An 18,323-nucleotide genomic window follows, 5' to 3' on the forward strand; every position below is an offset into this window, starting at 1 on the left:
TATTTTATTACTTTTCTTTTTGATGGACTGCAAAAGTATATTTTCCATCAACAATTTCTGAATGACATAATTCAAAAAAAAAATTACCAAAATGCCATTTCCTATCAAAAAAATCTTTAGGATATTTTTCGCCAACTTCTAAATTGCATTTCCCTTTCATATCTAAATCAATACCAAATTGCTCTATAGCATAATTTATAATTTGATTTAGTTCATGATAATTAGGTTCACTTAGATTATGTGATTGACTTTTAAACATAAAAAAAGAAAAACAGTTATCGGGATATTGAACTTGAATAATACTATTAAAAAATCCAAAAAAAAGAAATGATTTCTTGAATTTTGATATCTTCAGACCATTAAGTTCAACTTCATTTTCCTTCTCAAAATTCACAAAAATGTACACAAGTTTCTCTAGAAATCTTTTCAGTGTATTTTGCCTTATTTCAAACAGTTCAACTAACTTTCCTAGAAATTCACTTGAACTTAATACTATTGTTTCAATATCAAAAGAATTATACAATGCTTTACTTTTTTCACGAATTTTTGCATCATCGGAAACGAAAAAATCACAGTAACTAGCAAAATAAGAGTGGAGGCCATCATTATCTTGATTATTTAAACTATTTTTATGAGACAATTTATCCTTGCTTATTCCTAACATATCCAATAATTTATACGACATCAAATAATATTCGTAAAAAGGTAAATTATTTTTATCTGGCTGATACATCAAATCCTTAACGTACTCAAAAAAAGTTTTATTAATTTGAGTATTTTGCAGAGCGCTATTAAAATCAAAATTATTCTTTAGTGTTATTTTACCTTTATTAATCTCCTGATCTAAAAGGGTTCTTAACTGTTTATAACTGTCATAATTTTCATATAAATCGGCATTAAATTTTATCTGTTGATCTAAAATATCAGACAATGAAACTCTCTTGTTCCCTTGAGGAAGCATCTTTTTAATCAAAGCTGAATGGTCAACTGTTAGAGAATCAGTATTTAAACATTTTAAATCAATAATCTTACTAGAAAACATTCGCTTCATATCTTTTAAAAAATCATCATCTTCATCCTGTTCAGCTAATAATTTTGAAAAATTGAAACTATAATCTTCACCTATTTCGTCTTCAAAAACTTCTTGAGGCGTTGCTAAATAGTAGTTTGTGATTTTATTAATTGGATCATATGCCAAATAGTTATTTTTAGTTATTGATTCCATAAATTTGAAATCATCAAACTTAAAATCTGACTTATCTTTTTCTTTATCACGGATATGTGCAACCGAAAAAAAGAAACTTAAACTATGATCTAATTCTGTTATCCTATTTTTAAGAGCTTGGAAAGCATCAACTTCATTACGTCGAAGATTACTAAAAACATTTGTATCAAAATATATTCGTGCCATCTTTTCAATTAAAAACTACCATCTATTTTTCCTATAAATCCGTCACCATCAAGATCGTTTAGAAATTCAATTTTATTTTCACCATTATCGATGGATTACCTCAAATAATTAAACCTTTGTTTTCGTCTTCAAAATAAAAGTTAAAAAAAGTTTGTACCTCACATATATGCTTGATATGTATGTCAATGGTTTTAAGTAGATTTTCTTCCGACTTATCATATTTATTCAATATTCCCTTTTCTCCTAAAAGCATATCGATCTCAGGTGTAAATATTTCACTTTTAATATCTTTTAAAAGATTAATAGATTTCCCAAAAGTAATACCCTGCATAAAATGATTATTATATGCGCCGTGAATTGATGCATACTGATCAAGTGATAATAGTACTTTTTCAGTTAGACTTTTTGCTAATATATACCGAGAAGTCAAATATTTAATATCTTGAATAGAGTTCTTTTGAAATGTCCGTTTATATGTCGCAATTGCAACTATTACACCTATAATAGCGCAAGCTAAAGTGATAATCTCGGTTATATGGTTCATATTATAAATTTACAAAACTTCATGAATAAGCATAATGGCAAAATGAAAACAATTGCAAATATCATTTTTACATGTGTTTGTTACCCCTTAAATACAATACTTTTACTCGTCCATTAATTCATCTTTAAAATTAGCTACATCATAAAGTGCTTCTATCTTATGTTTGATGGCTTTAGGTAATGTATCTTCACTGATTTGCTCATCAATATGAACCGTACTTGAATAAGACGCATGTGTTGTAATATCGTTGAATGTCTCCGTGAACCGATTGATGTTATGTAGTAATTTATATACTTGATTTACCTCAATAGATTGACTTAAATGGGGATAAAATACTTGGATCTTATCGTTAAAATCTAACCTTTGTCGTTCGTTAAGCTTTCGGTAACTCAATGAATTGATACGATCTACTCTTCCGGTACGCTGTTCCATATCACTAGGGTTCCAAGCGACACCATAATGATAGACATGCTGGCAATAGGTATGCAAATCTTCTCCTTCTCGCAAAATATCAGTCGAGAGCAGCACATAGGGAAACCCTGGCATTCGAAATTGAGCAGCGACTAAACTACGGTCTCTTTTCACTAGGCCACTCACTCCTACGACTGGACTCATAGATCGAAACATGCTAGTGATATCTTTTTTACTTTTATTTCTAAAATTAGTATTCATCTGGAGATGATAATCTGTCAAAACACATTTAATCTCACTGAGTAAAAAATGAAAGGGTGCATCTTCGGCAAGAATTAATTCTAGTAATGACTTTGAAAAATCTTCGGGCTGTGTCTCTGCCACAAATGATGGTAAAAGTCCAGAACCGTTACGGAAAATATTTCTTAGAATTGTATTGAGAATTTGGACCTGAGACAACAGATCTTTTGGCGTTTGGGAAACTTGACAAATGGCCTTAAGCCAGTTGTTCATTTCAGCTCTACAGTACTGCAATAATAACTGAGTCAAAAAGCTATTGTCTGCCGAAATCTGATGTTCATCTAATCCCTCTGTATTAATTACAGAAGAAATAGTACTTTCCTTACCAAAAGATAGTATTGCAGCCTGTCCCAAGCATTCGATAAGGGTGTTCTGTCTCAAAGCATACAACTGATGTTTTCGGACTCGATCTGAAGCGACCGGAAGCCCCTTTAACTTTTCTTCTAGATGGATCTCATCAAAACTAAATAATGAAAATTGGTTATTTAAATAGCTTATATCGAGCTCAAACCAATTTTCGCGATACATCTTTGTACGGAACGGATGTCCGTTTTCCCCTTTCCTAAAATAGGTTCCAAAAAAATAACTGTTACCATCTACAGCGCTGTCATCTGCTTCTGAAGATTCGTCGTCTAAAATTTCCTCGGCTTCGTCTACATGCGTAGCAAAGTGCTTGGCCTTAAATGTATCGATTAAAGCTTCTTCTGTTTTAAATGGTATATTAATTGAATTCTTTACCAGTAGAGGTTTTATTAATTGCTTTATTGCTTCATTTTCATTGTAAATCGTTCTCAACATTTGTTTCACAATAAGCTCGTCCATTATTTGGCACTCCTTCATCAACCTTTGCCATGTCCTCCTTTGGAGTAGCTTCTGAAAGAAATCAGGCAATTTATTTTTAATATCTCGATCTCTCCAGTCATTGATCAAAGCTTCAATGTTTTCATTCTGGAAATCTTTATATTTTCCTGAAAATTTCAACTGCTTTTCAACCACGATATGTTTTTCATATTGTCGAAGCAGCCGATTTTCCATCTCATGTACCGTCATAACACGACGTACAAAAGTTAAAGATTTCTCTTGACGGTGTAACTGCTTTAGTAGCTCCGCTTCAAATTTGCTCTGCTTTGGATGTGGCGGGAGCTCCTTCTTAAATTTATTGGTATAGGAACGGATAATGTTCTTTATCACATTGAGATCTTCGCTCTCCTTTTTATTCCGATGGGCAACCTCTTCATATTCTTTGGTAGCATCTGTCTCGACCGAAGCGCTTCTTTTTTTTATCTTTTTCTCTACATCTACCGAATAACTTTCAAACCCGGCCAACATACCCATTTCAAATTCAATTCCATTTTTGACCTGAAGATGCTTAAGGGACTTATACTGTAATAATTGCCAGAAAACGCCCTCAAATTCATCCTTGATCTCTAGTCTCTCCGGATCTATCGATTTATTGACATTACCAAACCGATGTTCTTCACGGCTCTGATTACGTGAATAGGATGTATCACCAAAGCGATATTCCATATTTCCCCTAATCAAAAACTGATTTAAACATTTTTTAATATCTTCAGCGGATAAACATTCGGACAGGACATGTTTATTGGTAAAGCAGTGAAACTGATTCTTGATTTCAATAAGGCTGCTATCTTTGGGTGTTGCTGAAAGGCAGATAACCTTTTTGGCCAATGGAAATTTAACTTGCGCTTCTAATCCTTCAAAATCATTAAAAATTGCGGAATCTCGAATAGCTCCTAAATATCTTGCGGTAACTTCGTTTCGGATGGCATTAAATTGATCTTCATGCCCAGGTCCATGTTTGTAATTATGAGCTTCGTCAACAACAAGGCATTCAATAGCTGGACTACAGACATTGAGTAGATAAGCTAAAAGATGTCTGAGCTGCGATATTTTATCTTTGCGGAAATAACCCAAATGATAGGCCTGTTCTACAATACTCCTACAGTATGCGTTATCTAAAAAATGTTGTTGGATAAGTTTTTCTTTAAGTTGCTTTCTTTTGTTTTCATCCCCTTCAAAATAGACAATATGACTGAAGGAGCTTATTCTAAAAATATTAAAATCTTCAGCGCTATCTATGGCACCTAAGCGATCGTAAATTCTCGGGTTACATTCTTCAAATGTTTCTTCTTCTTGTCTGGACAAAAGGTAATTCTGCTGCATAAAAAGCTTCAATTCCTTCTGCCACTTATGTTGCAAATTGACTTTTGGAACGATGATCAATGCGCGATGCGAAAATTCTTTGGAAATTGAACGAAAAAGGGCCAAAATGCCCATTGCGATGTAGGTCTTCCCTAATCCAACTTCATCAGCAATATAAACGACTGTATTATTCTTGCTACTTACTAAATAATTGAAGGACTTCCTGATCACCTCTATTTGACGGTCGCTAATAACTGTGGATATAGATCCTGTTGGATTAAGATCAATGATCTCTCGTACTTGTGCTAAGGTCTTAATCATAATTCTTTTTCAATTCTTTAATAACCCAATTTTGAACCTCTACATCTTCCATGCCCGGTATCTGGTTAGCAATCTGTTTTGACCTTTTCTTCAATCGTCCTACAATAGACAGGATATCATTTCTAAAGTCAGCGTGCTCGAAATCTGGCAGTAGCTTGCTTGCGTTTTCATAAAAATTAACAATTACGATCTGAAGTACCATCCAGTAAAGGCTTTTAGGTTTACCTGCCTGACAGTCCTTCTCCAACATAACTAAACAATTGGGAATTGTATCTATATTTTCTGTAAAAAGATAATATTTTAGATCTCTAAACCACGTTTGTTTATCCTTTCGTTTGCCTGGATTAAAGAGATAATTTTCAAGCTTAATAAGAGCATTGAAATAGGATGCCATTTCATTTAAGATTGATTTCGGTTCGACTAACTCTTCTTGTATCACTCCAGATTCATTTGTTGCACGTTGTGCAAACATGCGGCTAAGCTGATTGCTTGCCAACTCATCACCCAAGTTTCTCCAATAATCTAATATATGTAGAACCGACAGCCTGAATTCAAGTGGTTTGCTTTCTACATGTAATTGCTCGGGATAATAGGTGTAAACTAGATCTTGCTCTTTGGTCCTTACTGCTATTTCAATAAGAGTATTGGCCGAAAGCTGTTTAATATCACTATCACTTAATGCTTTACAATGAATACCTTTTACTATAGGAATATCATTTAAGATATTTTGAAACCGCACTCCTTTTTCTTTACTGTGCAGTTCGTATGACAATGTGCGCTTTTTCCAATCTAATTTAAAATGGATATCTGGGGCGTATCTGACAAAGGGATTAGCATCATTATTTTCTAAACTTTCTAATGGTAAAAATTGGAGATTTTCCAGTTCATGTTCGTTAACAGGTTTCAGTAAATACCGGTTTTCTGTGATTTTCTCCTTATACAAAACAGCTGTCTCAACGTTAGACTGATTGTCATCGGTAAAACACTTACCCCATGCTGGATTCGTGAAATTTACTGAACCTAAAATAGTATATACGTTTTCTTTGCCATGAAATCTGTATATTTTTGCATGCAGATTGCGTACTTCTTTATTGAAATCGCTGTTGTTCCATTTACTCCAGACAGCCCCCCTTTCATGAAGCAAGTCAAATGTTTCTTTTTTTAGCGTTACTTCGTTAGTTTTTAAACGAGGGATAAGAATGCTGATTTCAGCATGGATGAAGCTATCCTGAAGAGTCTCTAGCAAATATGTATCTGCACTAAAGAAAGGCGATATAATTTCGATCTTTTGAATCTGTTCGTCTTCTGGGATCTCAGATTTTATAAAATCCTTAAAACTTTGTTTTTGACTGTGATGATACACAAAATCTGATTTGATATCGACATAATTGAGGAATGTATGTATACGTTCTTCTGCACCAGACAAACTGTTATTAGGTAAATGATTCAAATGAGCAGTACTACGAATAACATCTTGAAGGACATTTCGGGTAGTACTTCGAGGTTTACTTTTATTTGCTTTAAACTCACGTATGGAAAAGACTTCAAAATTATCACACCAGCCACTCGGAGTAATGTTACCAGAACCGGTTACGACAATGAGCTTTTGACTTTTCACACCGGCGTTTGCACCGCTCCCTTTATCATGGACCAATATAAAGATATGCTTAGGATGAAAATTGCAGATATAACCTTTTTTTTCGGGTACTTGAATGCAATTGATGGAGTACCCTAATGAAGGTGCTACACTTCTGTCTTTTGCATAAAAATCACAGTAAACAGTGACGGGTGGAATACGATCGTCTTTTTGATACTTGCGCCATAGAATTTTATTATAAATAGCGATATCTGAAAAATCATTATCTGGTATGAATAATGGCATTACATAGTTTTCAAAGAAGATGGGGTCAAAATTAAAACTATACATGAGGACAGCATATACTTTTTGACCATCAATCTTTTCCTTAATCTCTTCTTTTAAAATTAATTGATTCATGCTTAATATAGCTGTTTATGGATATGTAAATAGGAATATAGAAAATAACTATTATCATATTGTTCTTCTCCATTGAATTCTCTAAGCGGATAACCTCCTTCATGGTGGTTCACTTCCAAACGGTCATCATTCATTTTAATCCAAGGTGCCGACCTTCTCGATTGCGATACTTCCGCATTTCTTTTTGCCAGACCTTCTACTAATTCCACATTCGGCATTTTTAAAATGTGATATAACTCCTGAATCTTGACATCAAGCCCTGTTGCATCTATATCTCTATTTAACCCAACGAAAGCACTATCGGAAACAAGATCAGTCTTTTTCCATTCAACCTTAGTCTGTAAATGTCGGAACACTCGGTTTAAAGGGCATAATATCTGTTCGGTACGCTTAATTTTATCAAGCATGGCTTTTAGAGAATCATGTGAACTATTTTGCTGCATTTCATTGATAAAACCAAACAGATGTTCTTTTGTAAGCTCTTTATTGCGTGCGAGTTCAGACTGAAGAGCATTATCACAGTTGTCCTTAAGAAGAGTATTTACAAATAAATCATGCTCCTCCTCCTGTGGCTTTTCAATAATATTAGAAATATTAAATAACTGTTCTTTAGTCAAATGTATATTTTTTCCTTCAGTATGGTTTAGCAGTCGTTCCATCGTATTTTTGAACTGAGGTACAGTTTTAATTTTATCCTCAATTAAAGCATACAAACCTTTGTATTCAAGAATACCACAATCTTGAAAAGGTCTATTATACTTACCCCAAATACCATATGCCCTTTGGTTAGATAAAATCTGCATGTCATCGGCAATTATCAGCTCTTTATTCGATTCTTGATAAAGTTTTCGAATTTTATCGACTCCATTAAACCCTAAAGTAGAATCTTTAGCAAATCGTGCAAAAGCCATCAGTATTTCCAAGCGACTAAATAGGAGACGGTATCGAGATTCTTCTAAATTGTAGGTGTGTTTATAGTAACTGGCTATACACATGATTTGAAAATCGATAATACTAGACGAAACAGTCGACAAATTGGGAATGAGTTGTCGACCTACGCTCTGCCAGAGCACTTGGAAACCAAGTGGATCTCTAGAACCTTTAACGATATAATTTGGATCTTGTGCTGTTAAAAAATACATTTACAGAAATAACTTTTGTTTTTAAATTGATCGAATTTGTATCTGAAATATGGCAGTATGAAATCATTTACAATATAAACTGAAAATCAAGGATTAAAAAATAAAAAGCAAAATAGATGTTGTATTCTGCAATTGCGCGCAATAATAAGTAATCCTATTTTACTTATTATAAGGGAAACCGTAAAGGGGGAAAAGAGGAATACATTCGGCTTTTGTTTTACTGCGCGTCGGGGCTGCTTCGCCCCTTTTTCGGAACGCCTATACTGTTTACCTACCCTGCCTATACCTTGCCTATACTGTTTTTGTAGAGGCAAAGTAGACAAACAGTTTACAAACAGTAGAGGCACAATAGACATTTCCCGAAGCCTTCCCCAACAGCGTGCGAATAAGTCCCGAAGCTGACTACGATAATATTCAGCTATATTCCGGAGAATTGGTGAAATTCTTTTAACATTTACACAACTCTTATACTGAATGAAGATCAGACCAGCTTGGATTTGACAATAAATGCTTGCTAAACTGAAAGAGCGTTTAAATAACTCTCCCACTATAGCATTGAGAAAACATCGATCAATGTTATAAAACGAAGTTTGTTTACTATGAAAAAAAGTCAGAGCAAACAGTCCCAAAATAGTTACACACTCTATTTATCCTTTGACACTGATCACATTATAGTTTCTAAATTTCTTTTCAGCTTAAGATATTCTTTAATAAAGTCTCCAAAAGTGCTTTTTAGTCTATCCGATTCGACAGATAATAACATGATTTTATGTAAGCTAGAATTACACTCGTCAATAAAAGGTTCAATAATATCAGAATCAATATGTGGATTGTGCAAATCTTTACTTTTTAAAGCAGCCTTGAATATTTCTCGTTGGAAAGTAACTGCTTCTGGCCCATTACCCAATTTATTGTATTGACTTCTTATAAGCTTTTTAATATCTATATAGATGGCGGCCTTCTTGCCTAAAAAACTATTTATAAGCTGACGATTTTCCTGTAATACTTTTGAAAACTCTTTATTGTACCGTTCTAATCCAATATTGATATGATCAATCAGATCTTTAAGTCTAATAAGAGATTTGTAGGATAAATTAAAATACTCCACCTGATTTTGCCCTGTCTCAAGATAAGCCTTAAAATGACTCTCATAGTTCAAGCTTAATAGTAAGCTCAAAGATTGAGGTCGACAACTGCTTATAGATGGCATAAAATCACACCCCTCTTCAATCACTCGATCATACTCTACCCCTATAGATTCATAGATTTTATCCAATTCAAAGATTAGTGATTCAACATTACTTCTATACAAGATTCGAATTGATGCAGACTGAATTTCCGACTTTTCATCATCTGCTTCCCTTTGTTTCTTCAATTGATGCTTTAGAACGAAGAATGCTCCAAGTACACCCAATGCAGAACCAATAATTGGGACAAAAAAATCTTTAAGCAAATCATAGCAAGAATGCCCAGAAAGTAATATCCAATTAAAAAATATACACATCCGTACTCTATAAAGTTAATACCAAATAGTCTGGTTATTTAAGTTAAAAAATTAATATTTGTGGCTTAAAACTCAATGTTTGTATCAAACTACTTCTTATTAGCCATCCTAATTACTGCATGTATGGTCGCGAGGTAATAATAAAAAATCCAGCTGTACCAAATTGCTTTATCGTATTCCACTTGCTGATTTTTATTATGATGCCTTATTCCAAAATTATTAGCAATATTAAAAAGGTCATCTTCATCTTTTTTATTTAGATGTTTTCTGATTTGTGGACGAATAAACTCTAAAACATCGGCAAGTTCTCTAATGGCTTCTTTTCTTTGATCAAGAGAAGATTTCTGCAGTCTAAATTTTAAAATTGCTGAACTTATTCTATTAGATATATTATCTTGGTCATTTGAAGGAATTAAAGCATCATGTAAAAAAGAAAGTCCTTCGTCAGTTAAATGAAGTATCTCTCCTTCATCAGAGATTTCATATCCATCTCTGTAATCTCGAAGTAGAGGGTTTACTAATTCCCTAAAGTATTTTTGTCCAGCAGCAACATCAAACTTCTGAAAATGATACCCACAGTCATTCCAACTATGATAATCCCCATCTATACCTTGAGCACAATGATCGTAAAGAAATTCGATGATATCAAAAAAATCTTCTTCAGAATAATTTTGCATCATTTGAATGATTGGATAAAGATCGTCCTTTCTGAGATACAAAAGTATTACACCCCCAATATCATGTCCCAACTCGCCAGGAACATAACCATCTGTGCAATCAACACCAAAATATTTTTGAAAATATCCATCCAAATCAAGTTTACGATAAACAACCAAAAATAATTTTTTCAACACATCAAGACTGAGCGCATTTTTTTCAAGATTACCTGCTCTAGCTGAATAGTATTTTCTTCTCATCATATAACATAGGTTAAAGTTGACGTAACAATGATTCTAAAGATACAATTTCAATTTAGGGTAATGAAGTAAGGTTCCGATTATTATTTACTTTATTTTTAATCGATTCTATTTGCAAACTATTTAATTCTCCTCCTGATTTTCGAAAATATTTATAAATTTCCCATTCTCGTTCATTACTCTAATTATGGGATGTCTGGATCTAATATTTTGTTCAGACAAGACTAATTCTATTGCTTTCTTAATCTTAACAACACCAGCACTATCAATATTTATCATAAGGCTTTTGTAAAGATTTTCTAAATAATCTTCTCCATTATAGAGATATGCTACAGATATAATTAAAATAAAGTTTTCGACATCGGATTTAATATTTAAGCAACACTTCGTTGCATTGATCCAAGCTTCAATATCATTATTTTGGACAAGACCTGCCATTGTAAACGAAAACATAGCCTCTTCATATCTCGAATCAGCATTATAGACGAGTCCATAATTATACCAAGCCAAACCACATAATAAATCAGTATCCAACGCTTGTTCAAGAAATTCTTCAGGGGTACTACCCTTTTCTAATCTTGATAAGTCGGCGAATAACGACGCCTTAACTAAATCTCTTTTTTGAGATAAAATTTTCTTTTTTTCTGTTAAAGATTTCAAACACGAAAACTTAAGAAAAAATTCATTGGTATACTCCTTAGTATTATTTAGGTATACCTCAAATACCTTCACAGCTTCTTGGTAGTCTCCAGAAAACATCAATGCATCAGCGTACAATCCTATTGTTAACCCTGTTGCACCCAAATCAATTGCTCTTTTATAGAACCGAGCGGATCTTTGATACTTCTCAAGAATAAACATGATCCCAGCCAACTCAGCATAATAATAATCCTGTTCTTCATACCTAGGCTCAAATCTTTTCGCTGATACGAAATTTACAACAGATTCATAATACATTTGCTGTCCTCTGTAGTGATTTGCTAAATTATAGTGAGCAATTCCGATTTGTGTTTTATCATTATAACTTTTCGCTTTTTTAAGACGATTTACAAAAAAAGCCTCAATTGCACTAATTTTTGATTTATTATTTAGCTCAGAACTTTTCAAAATATTAAGCTGAGTAATCAGCTGTATTTCCAGTGAAGAATTAATATCAAGAACACCTCCTATTAAATCTAAAGTTTTATTAAAATAAGAGCTCTTAAAAAGTGGTGAAAGCAAATAAATCAAAGACTCCTGTTTATCAATTAATCGTCCCTCTAAGTTATTATCGTAGATAATCCGGCCACAATAATCAATTTGACCTATTTGAACCATGCATATTGCGCAACCAATTAAAATATCTTGAGCAATTTCTTGAGCAAATTTCTCAACATCCCGATCCTCTACACTATGAAACGAACAAGCTCTCAACCCGCAAAAATTTATTCTTAACTCTGAAGTATCTAAAGTTATTTCAATGATGGATTTAGAACTGTTAACTAAGCGTATAGAGTCGGAATAGAAATTCAGCTCTTTCTTTATTTGTGTATCTAAAAAAACTTTTCTCTCGCCTTGAAATTCTCCATCTATAATAAGTGAGCATTGAATGGGGAAGGTAAATTTCCCCGATTTAATGAGCCTTAAGTTATCAATCCTTCTTTCAATCTGATCCCCCGAGCTAGAATCCCACAAATCATTTTCAAAAATCTTTATTCTAAATTTTTTAGCACCTTTCTTACTAAACGAGAGGTCTACATTATAAATCCACTTTACATAAAAACTATCCCTAAACTCAGAATATCTAACTAATAGAACTGGAATATCAAGCATGCTATAATACCTCAAAACATCAATATCTAAATCAACATTCATTATGATAGAATCGTTTTTTGATCCCGTAGCCTTTAATTGAACGTAAAAAATCAATCCTTGAGCTTTATCATCTTCGTCAAACAACTCTACCTCCCCATCTATCCCATAATCTTTGTTTTTAGTTCTAAAAACCCATCTTTGAGGTAAAATTAGTTGGAACTTTGCTATCGAAAGATCTTCGAGTCTATGTTGCATTGGTCTAATCGGCATTATTTTAAACTTTACAAAATTTGAAACAAAAAAATAGTGAGTTAAACAGCATATCTTATAAAAACTTTTACCTTAAATCCAATTCACTAGACAGTGTGTTAAAATAGGGCTGATTTCGCCACAACTCTCTATTTCCAACTATAATGAAATTTTTCTTCGCTCTAGTCACTGCCACATTAACAAGATTAGGCTTTTGCGATGCCCATTTGCGGGCCCCACCACTATTTTGATCAGTACCCAAAATAAAAATAACCGTTTTTGCCTCCTTCCCTTGAAAAGTATGTACTGTACCACATTTTACGTGAGGATATTTCAAGCTATTAAAGTGTTTTGTACAATGATCTGCTATGTTCTTAAAAGGACTTATAATATATACATCATCTCTTCCAATTACCTTTGAATTTTTATCTAAAAAATCTTCAATAGCGGCGATTTCTTCTAAAATAATATGCTTATTTAAGGCCGATTGTTCTGTTCTAACATCTATCCACTGGGTTTTAATTGCTGTGACAATATCTGAACTAGTGCTCTCTAAACCAGGGAACAGTACCATCTGGTTATTGTAAGCGATTTTGTTGGATATGGAGAACATAGGCTCCTTGCAACGTCGATGAACCCGCAATGGGAATCCTGTCCATACGGATGTGTCTCTGTAATCTACTATTGTTGTACCCTTATAGTTGGTTCGGTCTGCCAATTGTTGTAACGAACTAACGTAAGGTGACCAAAGCAGGTCAACTTGATATTCTGCTCGTAGCTTCTCGACCAAACTAGGGGGGATCGTAACCACTGGTTCTATTTGCAGTGGATCACCGATTACGACTGCTCTTTTTGAACGCTGCAGAATACCTATAGCGGATTGTGGTACCGCTTGTCCTGCTTCATCGATCAACGTCCACCCTATTTTTAAATCGAATGGAAATTGTTTTGAGATAGAGGCTAATGTCGTCGATACAACGGGTACGCACAAGAAGAAACTATCCCATAAATGTTGCATCATCTTTGTGTCTTGATCCGGTCCTGATGCTAAATACATCATGAAGGTTCGCATATTCTTTGAAATGATACCTTCATTGACTTTGATCGTTAACTCATGGATGCGAAGTGCACTTAAAAAAATATCAGATTGAATCTTTGCGAGCTTCAGAGAATAGAAAGGCATACTGAGGTGTAAGTCCTTTATGGATTGATCAACATTAGTCTCATTCGGCAAATTATTGATTTCAATACCATACCTGTTTAACAATACATCCTGTTTCTCTTTGAAGTCAGAAAAATACTGTTGGGGTTTTGATTTCTGTTGCTCTATCGCCTGTTTTTCACCCTTTAATGCCGCAATTTCTTGATTGATGCGCCTTACCTCTGCTTGATCCACACTGATAGCCTGGCTTATTGTTAACAGTTCATTTAATGGTACTTGATACTGTTCATTCCAGCTTTTATAGGACTTAGTTCTAAACCATTTATGTATAAAATAGGGTGACGGCTGGTTGATCTTTAAGTAATCCAATGTTTTCTGTACCCGAACCTGATTGGCACGTAGATCGTCCAGGTTTTTACTTTTTTGATGACGAGCTAATTCGCTGTTGGTTAGTTTTCTTTCGACCTCAGCCTCCTTTACTTTTAAGGCATGCAATAATCTGTGATTGACACCATATTGTTGTAATAAAACAAAATATGATTCTGATGCATTCTTAAAAGTTATAAACTCTGATTTCAGTACGCTATACTTTTCTTCTTCGTCTTTAAAGAGTCTTAAATAATGAAACTCATCAACTTTGGTTTTTTTACGAATGACATCTCTCAAAAATGATGAAAAACCAGTCTTTTGACTATCTTTTTTGTCATCGTACCAAAAGTTATCAATGAATTGGTAACGGTTTTTGGCATTACCCAACACCGCAGCAAGTATCCCCCAGTTTTTCTGTCCAGGTACTAAACGATCTGCAACTTCGGAAAAATACCCGACGTTAAGAGCCTCTGCATAGGAATCTGTGTCACGCTTGGGCAGTTCCTTAGATATGTTCTCGACAGCAGTATTATTATTACTGGTCACAACAATTCCATATTCACCTAGAAAACGGCTATCTAATTCATGATAATAATTGACAAAAGAGGATGATTTCGATCCGATGCTATTTGCCCTTGGTTGAAATATTTGCGAAACACCTACCTCTAAAATTAAATCTGCCCGCTTGACGATGACATTGGCAATGATCTCCTTTAATAGGGTAGTTTTTCCAGTTCCCGGCGGTCCATTAACACTAAAAACACCTCCTTCTTCTAGCTCATGAAGTATATTTTGTACAGCTCCCTGTTGGGCATGATATAAGTTGTAATTTAACGAATTAGGCCATCTTCCCTCACTTAGATATTTGGGATTAATCGAATCTAAAAATGATCCGCGATTGTTTAGTATATCAACACGCTGTGATTCATTTATTGTTCTTAACAATAACTTCGATACAGTTGTATTTACTTTATCTTCCTTTAGCTGTAATACTTTGTTAAGATCATCTAAATAAAAACTATTTAAAAACGGAGGATCGATATCCCTGTCTTTTCTTACTTCTCTGACATTGAGGTAGACTACTATTTCATCTTGGAACCAAAAAGATATCAGTTTTTTCAACTCATCGATCTCCTCTTTTAATCGAGCATAAGAAAATGGTCTGGAAACAACTTCGCTTTCACCTGCTAAAATAGCATGTTCTTTAATAATCTTATCCCGATCAATAAAATCATCATTTTGCTCTTTGATGAGTTTATTGACCTGGTCGAGTGATTTATGATCATGGAGTAGCTTGATTCCGAATATATAGGATGGCAAAAGGTAGCCAAAATCCTTTACTGTCCCTTCCTGCGAAATACTAATGCTACACAATAGCGTACGACCATTAACGAAATCATAGTCTTCGTCTTTCAACCTTTCATCTACTGAAAAATAACTATCGATAGTCTTAAACACCTTCTTCTTGTCAACTGTCCCTAAAACAAGCGTGTAAAGCAATTCGTGGTTCTCTTTTGTTGAAACATTTCCTCTAAGCCACGGTTCATCTTCCGTAAAGCCTATTCTGGAATAGCTGTTATTTTCTGATTGCTCTAACTTAAAATCCGGTAAATTAAAAACCTCGATCGATCTCCAATACTTTATAATTGATTGCAAGTGTTCTTTTTCTTTCATAATATGCTTTAAAAGCTCATCTTCGGACTTAATACTAAAAAACACTACAGAGAAATATCTGGAAATTTTTATTATCCGTTCGCCATTATCAAAAATAGTAATTCCTTCTTGCTATACAATAAAGAATGGATATGTGACAAGAAAGTTTAATAAACTTGCGCTGGATCAGACCACCGAAACCTTCATACCAGATGGCCGCTATACTATAAGTTGATCAACAATGATATTATTCGAATAAATCATCACAATTTCATTGTTGAGCAGAATTTTGAAAAGCTAAAAATATTCTAAAAAAAACTTTGTAAAAGGTCAAAAGGAATTTCTCAATTTGTTAAAGCTATTAATCATTTTTCATCAAATCACGAACTGCTTAAAATATCAAACCGTCCATAAACAAACTAACGATCTGTCCAGTTATCATTTACACAGATATTAATCTTTACATGTTGGGACTAAATTATTATGCTGATAGTTATTTGTGAACACTATTATGATAAATTGGTATTTCAGAGTAATGATGCCAGCATACTCATAACAAGCACTTATGAAATTGATGAACTTGATCATAAATGATATATCAAAGAAATCGACTATGGCAATGCACAATTGGGGCTTAAGCCTACCACAACAATATTTTAAATTTTGTGATAGGCTCAAGCTAAATAGAAACTTTTAGAGAGAAACCAATGATAAAGTTACTGCCCCCTCAGACTTGTGCAAATGTTTTTCGCGATGATTTCACTTTTTAACTGCTTTAGGCGTATCGTATTTTTATATATGATTAAAAGTCTTCAACTATACCCTATTTTACACTTAAAGACTTGTTGAGTTAATTATATTTACAAATATTTTTTAGAAAACAGCCTCACACATGTTTAACCCTTGTTTTTTAAAATATTATCTCTACCAGGGAAAATAATTTAAAAAACCACTTAATTAAATCATTTTTGTAAATAATTTAATTATCTTCGATTTTTTATTAAGCTATATTTTATATGAAAAGTGTACTAACATTATTGGCGATTGTGCCATTCCTATTTTATGGATGTAAGAAGGGGGAATCAACTGAAACTGATCCTAAAGAAAAATTATATCAGGTCACGCTAAAAACCTCTGGACTAGAGCAATCAATAAGACCTCTAAACCTAAAGACAAGCTCAGCTAACACTGCAAAAAGTATGTCAGATATTGAAAACCCAGATAATCCTACTGGTATTGATTTTTTGATTTATGGGAAAGATGGATTGGTTAAACAAATTCATAGTTCTTTTTACAATGTAAATGGTACACCTATAACTGGTGCAGATCAAATTAAATTAGAACTACCTACTGGAAAATATAGTGTTTATGCTTTAGCTTATAACGGTTATTTTGGTGATTTTTATTGGGAAGATACAACAGTAGAAAATTTCTATTTCAATTTTAATCATACAGTACAGGGCGCAAGTACTCATGTCATTAATTATTGCTCTATATTCCGAAACCCTAATAAATTAGTTGCTTTTGAGGTTGGTGAAACTCCAGTTACTGCTAATATTCAATTATCAAGGTTCAATTCAAAAATTGAATTTAAAGTAACTGGTATAATTCCTAACCATGTCGATTATATCTTGTTACAAGGCCCACATTCTAAAGATGTCTTATTACACAGTCCAACAACGATAAATACAGGTTCTACGACCGGATATCTGAGATTGAATGTCAATGATATACGAAATCAACAAGAAAAAATATTATCATCAATTTTCTATCCAAGAGCCTATTCGACTGATAAAGTTTCAAAGCCTGAAAACTTTGAAATTCAATATTTCGATAAAGAAAATAAGATACTAGGTAGAAGAGCTGTTAAAGATGTTATTTTTAAAGAAGGACACATCACTAGATTGTCTGGCGATTTATTTGGATCAATAGATAATCCATCAGGATCTGCTTCTATTAAAGTTGACATTATTAAGGATTACAATAATAGTATAATCAATAAAGATTTATAGATCCAGAACAATAACGACCATGTCCGTAAAAATTGACTGGAATTATAAATAGAATTGTGTCAAAGGTTAATTTCTAGTCCGATAGGGCTGAAAATTAACCCTTGTCTTTACCGTAAATATAGTGGCATGCTTCCTAAGACAATTTGCTAATCGCAAAATACATCACCCGCTACTGACTGCTATCGTATTCTTTTTAGAAATTACTCATAAAGGAGCAGATATGGATTCTAACAAAGATGCTAAACAAGTGGTAAATACGTTTTTAAATAAAAGTAACCATAACCTTGTACAAGATTCGTCAAGCAATTTTCTTCACAAAAATGGTTTAAAACTCTTTTAAATACCCCAATCACTTTCAAATCTAAAAGCTCTTCA

10 protein-coding genes are annotated in these 18,323 nt (G+C 33.5%); 1 reads left to right on the plus strand and 9 read right to left on the minus strand.

What is annotated here, in order from left to right; translation table 11 throughout:
- Window positions 1-7 precede the first annotated feature (7 nt).
- The 9 genes from HCX49_RS08350 to HCX49_RS08390 form a co-directional block, all read right to left on the minus strand.
- Complete coding sequence (locus tag HCX49_RS08350) at window positions 8-1,411, minus strand: hypothetical protein (protein WP_168126780.1); 1,404 nt, start codon at window positions 1,409-1,411, stop codon at window positions 8-10.
- A 100-nt stretch (window positions 1,412-1,511) separates the two neighbouring features.
- Window positions 1,512-1,955, minus strand: a complete 444-nt coding sequence (locus tag HCX49_RS08355) for a hypothetical protein (protein ID WP_168126781.1) — start codon at window positions 1,953-1,955, stop codon at window positions 1,512-1,514.
- 102 nt (window positions 1,956-2,057) lie between these two features.
- Window positions 2,058-5,150, minus strand: coding sequence for a helicase-related protein (locus HCX49_RS08360; protein ID WP_168126782.1), 3,093 nt, complete (start codon window positions 5,148-5,150; stop codon window positions 2,058-2,060).
- A complete protein-coding gene (locus tag HCX49_RS08365; protein WP_168126783.1) occupies window positions 5,143-7,146 on the minus strand; it encodes a phospholipase D-like domain-containing protein in 2,004 nt (667 codons plus the stop codon). The genes HCX49_RS08360 and HCX49_RS08365 overlap by 8 nt, the downstream gene beginning before the upstream one ends.
- Before the next feature lie 2 nt (window positions 7,147-7,148).
- Entirely contained in the window at window positions 7,149-8,288 is a 1,140-nt protein-coding gene (locus HCX49_RS08370; protein WP_168126784.1) for a hypothetical protein, read from the minus strand.
- Between the two features lie 664 nt (window positions 8,289-8,952).
- The gene (locus HCX49_RS08375; RefSeq protein WP_168126785.1) at window positions 8,953-9,792 is read right to left on the minus strand and encodes a hypothetical protein; all 840 of its coding nucleotides are present in this window, start codon (window positions 9,790-9,792) and stop codon (window positions 8,953-8,955) included.
- Window positions 9,793-9,881: 89 nt separating this feature from the next.
- Window positions 9,882-10,712: a hypothetical protein gene (locus HCX49_RS08380; RefSeq protein WP_168126786.1), complete on the minus strand. Its 831-nt coding sequence runs from the start codon at window positions 10,710-10,712 to the stop codon at window positions 9,882-9,884.
- A gap of 120 nt (window positions 10,713-10,832) precedes the next feature.
- Window positions 10,833-12,758, minus strand: coding sequence for a DUF4365 domain-containing protein (locus HCX49_RS08385; RefSeq protein ID WP_168126787.1), 1,926 nt, complete (start codon window positions 12,756-12,758; stop codon window positions 10,833-10,835).
- An 82-nt stretch (window positions 12,759-12,840) separates the two neighbouring features.
- Entirely contained in the window at window positions 12,841-15,957 is a 3,117-nt protein-coding gene (locus HCX49_RS08390) for an AAA domain-containing protein (RefSeq protein WP_168126788.1), read from the minus strand.
- A 995-nt stretch (window positions 15,958-16,952) separates the two neighbouring features.
- Between HCX49_RS08390 and HCX49_RS08395 the strand changes: the two genes are divergently transcribed.
- Window positions 16,953-17,948: a hypothetical protein gene (locus HCX49_RS08395; RefSeq protein WP_168126789.1), complete on the plus strand. Its 996-nt coding sequence runs from the start codon at window positions 16,953-16,955 to the stop codon at window positions 17,946-17,948.
- Window positions 17,949-18,323: the final 375 nt, after the last annotated feature.

The sequence above is a fragment of the Sphingobacterium sp. B16(2022) genome, assembly GCF_012030425.1.
Taxonomy (GTDB): Bacteria; Bacteroidota; Bacteroidia; order Sphingobacteriales; family Sphingobacteriaceae; genus Sphingobacterium; species Sphingobacterium anhuiense.